This is a genomic window from Nocardia sp. NPDC058497 (assembly GCF_042720195.1).
Classification (GTDB): Bacteria; Actinomycetota; Actinomycetes; order Mycobacteriales; family Mycobacteriaceae; genus Nocardia.
Genome location: NZ_JBHXMY010000275.1, coordinates 1 through 4,235 on the forward strand (window position 1 = coordinate 1; position 4,235 = coordinate 4,235).

Here is a 4,235-nt window from a genome sequence, read left to right on the forward strand (position 1 = left end):
CGCGCTCACCGGCGCCGGTGCCGCCGCGGTGTTCCTGTACGCCCTGTGTACGGACAACCTGGGGACGGCGGTGATCGGGGCCGCGTTGCTGACGATGCCGTACCTGGTCACCCATCTGCTCTCGCCCGCCGCGCTGGGCGCGGGCGACGTGAAACTCGCGGTGGGATTGGGCGCCGCCGCCGCGCTCGCCGGGCCGCCCGCCTGGGTGTGGGCCGCGATCGCCGCGCCGCTGCTCACCGCGACGGCCGCGGCTATGGTGCTGGGCAGCCACTGGCTGCGCTCGGCGCTGGGACATGAGGGCGTACGGGCGGCTCCGTCCCGGCGCGTCGTGCCGCACGGTCCGGCCATGTGCCTGGCCACCGTGACCGCGATGGCGCTGGCATGACCACCGCGACGCGCCGAACCGATCACACACCTGACGCGGGCACCCGATGACGTTCCGGAGCGGGTCGGTGCAGCGCGATCCGGCCGGTGGCCGCCACCGCGCGGCCCCGCGCACCACCGACGTGCCGCTCGTCACGTCGGACCGCGTGCCCGCTTGCGCGCGTCGACGTGGGAAGATGGTCGGCGTGTTGCGCTGGATAACTGCCGGAGAATCCCATGGTCCCGCTCTCGTTGCCCTCCTGGAAGGGATGGTCGCCGGAGTCGAGGTGACATCGGACGATGTCTCCGTACAGCTCGCGCGCCGTCGGCTCGGTTACGGGCGCGGCGCCCGCATGAAGTTCGAGGCCGACAAGGTCACCCTGGTCGGTGGCGTGCGCCACGGCCGGACCATGGGTGGTCCGGTCGCGATCGAGATCGCCAATTCCGAGTGGCCCAAGTGGACCGAGGTGATGTCGGCCGACCCGGTCGACGAGGCCGAGCTCGCCGGGATGGCGCGCAACGCGCCGCTCACCCGTCCGCGCCCCGGGCACGCCGACTACTCCGGCATGCTCAAGTACAACTTCGACGACGCCCGGCCGATCCTCGAACGGGCCAGCGCGAGAGAGACCGCGGCCCGCGTCGCGGCGGGCACGGTCGCCCGTAACTTCCTGCGCCAGGCCTTCGGCGTCGAGGTGCTCTCGCACGTGGTGTCCATCGGCACCGCGGCCAACACCACCGGTGTCATTCCCGGCCCGCGCGATCTCGACGCGATCGATGCCAGCCCGGTCCGGGCGTTCGACGCCGACGCCGAAGCGGCGATGATCGCCGAGATCGAGGCGGCCAAGAAGGACGGCGACACCCTCGGCGGCGTCGTCGAGGTGATCGTCGACGGCCTGCCCATCGGGCTCGGTTCGTTCACCAGCGGCGAGCAGCGCCTCGACTCGCGCCTGGCCGCTGCCCTCATGGGCATTCAGGCGATCAAGGGCGTCGAGGTGGGCGACGGTTTCGAGACCGCGCGCAGGCGGGGCAGCCAGGCCCACGACGAGATGCGTCCCGGCCCCGACGGCGTGCTGCGCTCGACCAACCGGGCGGGCGGCCTCGAGGGCGGCATGACCAACGGCGAAGCCCTGCGGGTGCGCGCCGCGATGAAGCCGATCTCGACCGTGCCGCGCGCGCTGGCGACCGTCGACATGTCCAGCGGCGAGGAAGCCGTCGCCATCCACCAGCGCTCCGACGTGTGCGCGGTGCCCGCCGCGGGCGTGGTCGCCGAATCGATGGTGGCGCTGGTGCTGGCGCAGGCCGCGCTGGAGAAGTTCGGCGGCGACTCGCTGGCCGAGACCCTCGACAACATCACCAGTTACGTCAAGCGGATCGGCAACCGCCCGCACGTGCCCGCGGACAGCCGCACGTCGTGACCGGGCAGGGGCAGGAGGGGGCCGCGGAGGACAACGACGCGGGCCCCCCATCGAGCGTCGGCGCCGAAGGGTCCGCCGGTGACTCGTCCGGCACCGTCGGCCAGGCCGTCGACGCCGAGGTGAGCGTGCCTCGCGCGCGCGTCGTGCTGATCGGGCCGCCCGGCTCGGGCAAGTCGACGATCGGGCGCAAGCTGGCCAGGGAACTCGGGGTCGAGCTCTACGACACCGACGCGGGCATCGAGGCCGACACCGGCCGCACCATCCCCGAGATCTTCGCCACCGACGGTGAACCGGAGTTCCGCCGGATCGAGGAGGAGGTGGTGCGCCGGGCCGTGCTCGAACACGACGGCGTCGTCTCCCTCGGCGGCGGGTCGGTGCTGTCGGCGCAGACCCGCGAGGTGCTGCGCGCGGCGACCGTGGTCTACCTGGAAATCAGTGTGGGCGAAGGACTTCGGCGCACCGGTTCGAGCAATGCCAGGCCGCTGCTCAACGGCGACGATCCCGGCGCCAAGTACCGCGAACTGATGCGCATCCGGCGCCCGCTCTACCGCGAGATCGCCACCGTCCGGGTGCGCACCGACGGGCGCAGTCCCGGCCGGGTGGTGCGGATGATCCTGGCCAAACTCGGCCTGGAATCGGTGCGCACCGACCTCGAGGCCGAGCGCACCGCCGGTGGAACCGGCTCTGCCGCTTCGGGTTCGGTCACCAGCAGGCCCGGTATCGGCAGCAACCGGTCCAGGGTGCGGCGGCGTGCCAGGGCGCGCGCCGCGGCCGCCCGCAGAGCGAACGAGCAGAACACGATCGACCGGACCGGTTCGGCGGCAACACGATCCGGGACCGACACCGCACCGGCCGGTGACGCCGCGGGCACTCGCAGCGGCACACCGCAGGGCGAGGCCGCCGGTGCGCGGACGACCGGTACCCGACGGTCACGGCGGACCAGATCCCGCCGTGGCGGTGTCCGCATCCGCTCGGCCGCGGGGACGAACCGCGACGCCGACGGCAGGGCGGCAACGCGTGCCGCGGGAACCGAGCAGTCCGGTGTGGCATCACCGGAGCGTCCGGCGGGCAAGCGCACCGGCACACCCGCGGCGACCGGCGAGCGGACCGGAGCGGGCCAGTCCGGCGAGGCGGACCGCGCGGCGACGCAGGGCGATCGCACCCGGCGCAACAGGCCGCGGCGACGCGGCGGCAGACGCAAGAACAACGACCAGAAAGAATCGGAGCAGCGCACGTGACAGAGCCGACCACCATCCAGGTCCGCACCGCCGACCCGTACCCGGTGATCATCGGCCGCGGGCTGCTCGGCGACCTCGTCGAGGCGGTCACCGCGGGCAACGCCGTGCGGACCGTGGCGATCTTCCATCAGCCGCCGCTGGCCGAAACCGCCGAGGTGGTGCGCAAAGCACTGGCCGACACCGGGATCGACGCGCACCGCATCGAGATCCCCGACGCCGAGGACGGCAAGGACCTGGCCGTGGCCGGGTTCTGCTGGGAGGTACTCGGCCGGATCGGGCTGACCCGCAACGACGCCATCGTGAGCCTCGGCGGCGGCGCGGCCACCGACCTGGCCGGCTTCGTGGCCGCCACCTGGATGCGCGGTGTGCGCATCGTGCACGTGCCGACCACGCTGCTGGCGATGGTCGACGCGGCGGTCGGCGGCAAGACCGGCATCAACACCGAGGCGGGCAAGAACCTCGTCGGCAGCTTCCACGAGCCGAGTGCCGTGCTGGTCGACCTCGCCACCCTGGAGACAGTCCCCCGCAACGAGATCGTGGCGGGCATGGCCGAGATCATCAAGGCCGGTTTCATCGCCGACCCGGTGATCCTGGACCTCATCGAGGCCGACCCGGAGGCCGCGCTCGACCCCACCGGTGACGTGCTGCCGGAACTGATCCGGCGGGCCATCCAGGTCAAGGCCGACGTCGTCGCGGCCGACCTCAAGGAGTCGAGCCTGCGCGAGATCCTGAACTACGGGCACACCCTGGGCCACGCGGTGGAGCGCCGCGAGCGCTACCGCTGGCGCCACGGCGCCGCCGTGTCCGTCGGCCTGGTCTTCGCGGCCGAGCTGGGCAGGCTGGCCGGTCGTCTCGACGACGCCACCGCCGACCGGCACCGCACCATCCTGGAGAGCGTCGGCCTGCCGGTCACCTACGACGGTGACGCGCTGCCGCAGCTGATGGACGCGATGCAGACCGACAAGAAGACCCGCTCGGGTGTGCTGCGTTTCGTGGTGCTCGACGGCCTGGCCAAGCCCGGCCGCCTCGAAGGACCGGATCCGTCGCTGCTGGCGGCGGCCTACTCGGCGATCGCCCGCGAAGGTTCCACCGGCGGCCCCATCCTGCTCTGAGACGTGTCGGGGGGGGGGGGGGGGGGGGGCGCCGGCGCCCCCCCCCCCCCAGACCCTGGGGGGGGGGCGGGCGGCGGGGCGGTGGGGGGGGGGCGCGGGGGCTGGCT

General features: G+C 73.2%; 3 protein-coding genes and 1 pseudogene. All 4 read left to right on the forward strand.

Annotation, left to right across the window (positions count from 1 at the left end):
- Positions 1 to 385, forward strand: a 385-nt coding sequence (locus ACFWPJ_RS18840; protein WP_378853003.1) for a prepilin peptidase, incomplete at its 5' end; no start/stop codon positions are given.
- Between the two features lie 184 nt (positions 386 to 569).
- Positions 570 to 1,778 (forward strand): chorismate synthase, encoded by a 1,209-nt coding sequence (aroC, locus tag ACFWPJ_RS18845; protein ID WP_378853013.1) that lies wholly within the window; start codon positions 570 to 572, stop codon positions 1,776 to 1,778.
- A gap of 125 nt (positions 1,779 to 1,903) precedes the next feature.
- Positions 1,904 to 2,404, forward strand: a pseudogene (locus ACFWPJ_RS18850) (shikimate kinase); the annotation flags it as partial.
- Positions 2,405 to 3,012: 608 nt separating this feature from the next.
- Positions 3,013 to 4,128 (forward strand): 3-dehydroquinate synthase, encoded by a 1,116-nt coding sequence (gene aroB, locus ACFWPJ_RS18855; protein WP_189023672.1) that lies wholly within the window; start codon positions 3,013 to 3,015, stop codon positions 4,126 to 4,128.
- Positions 4,129 to 4,235: the final 107 nt, after the last annotated feature.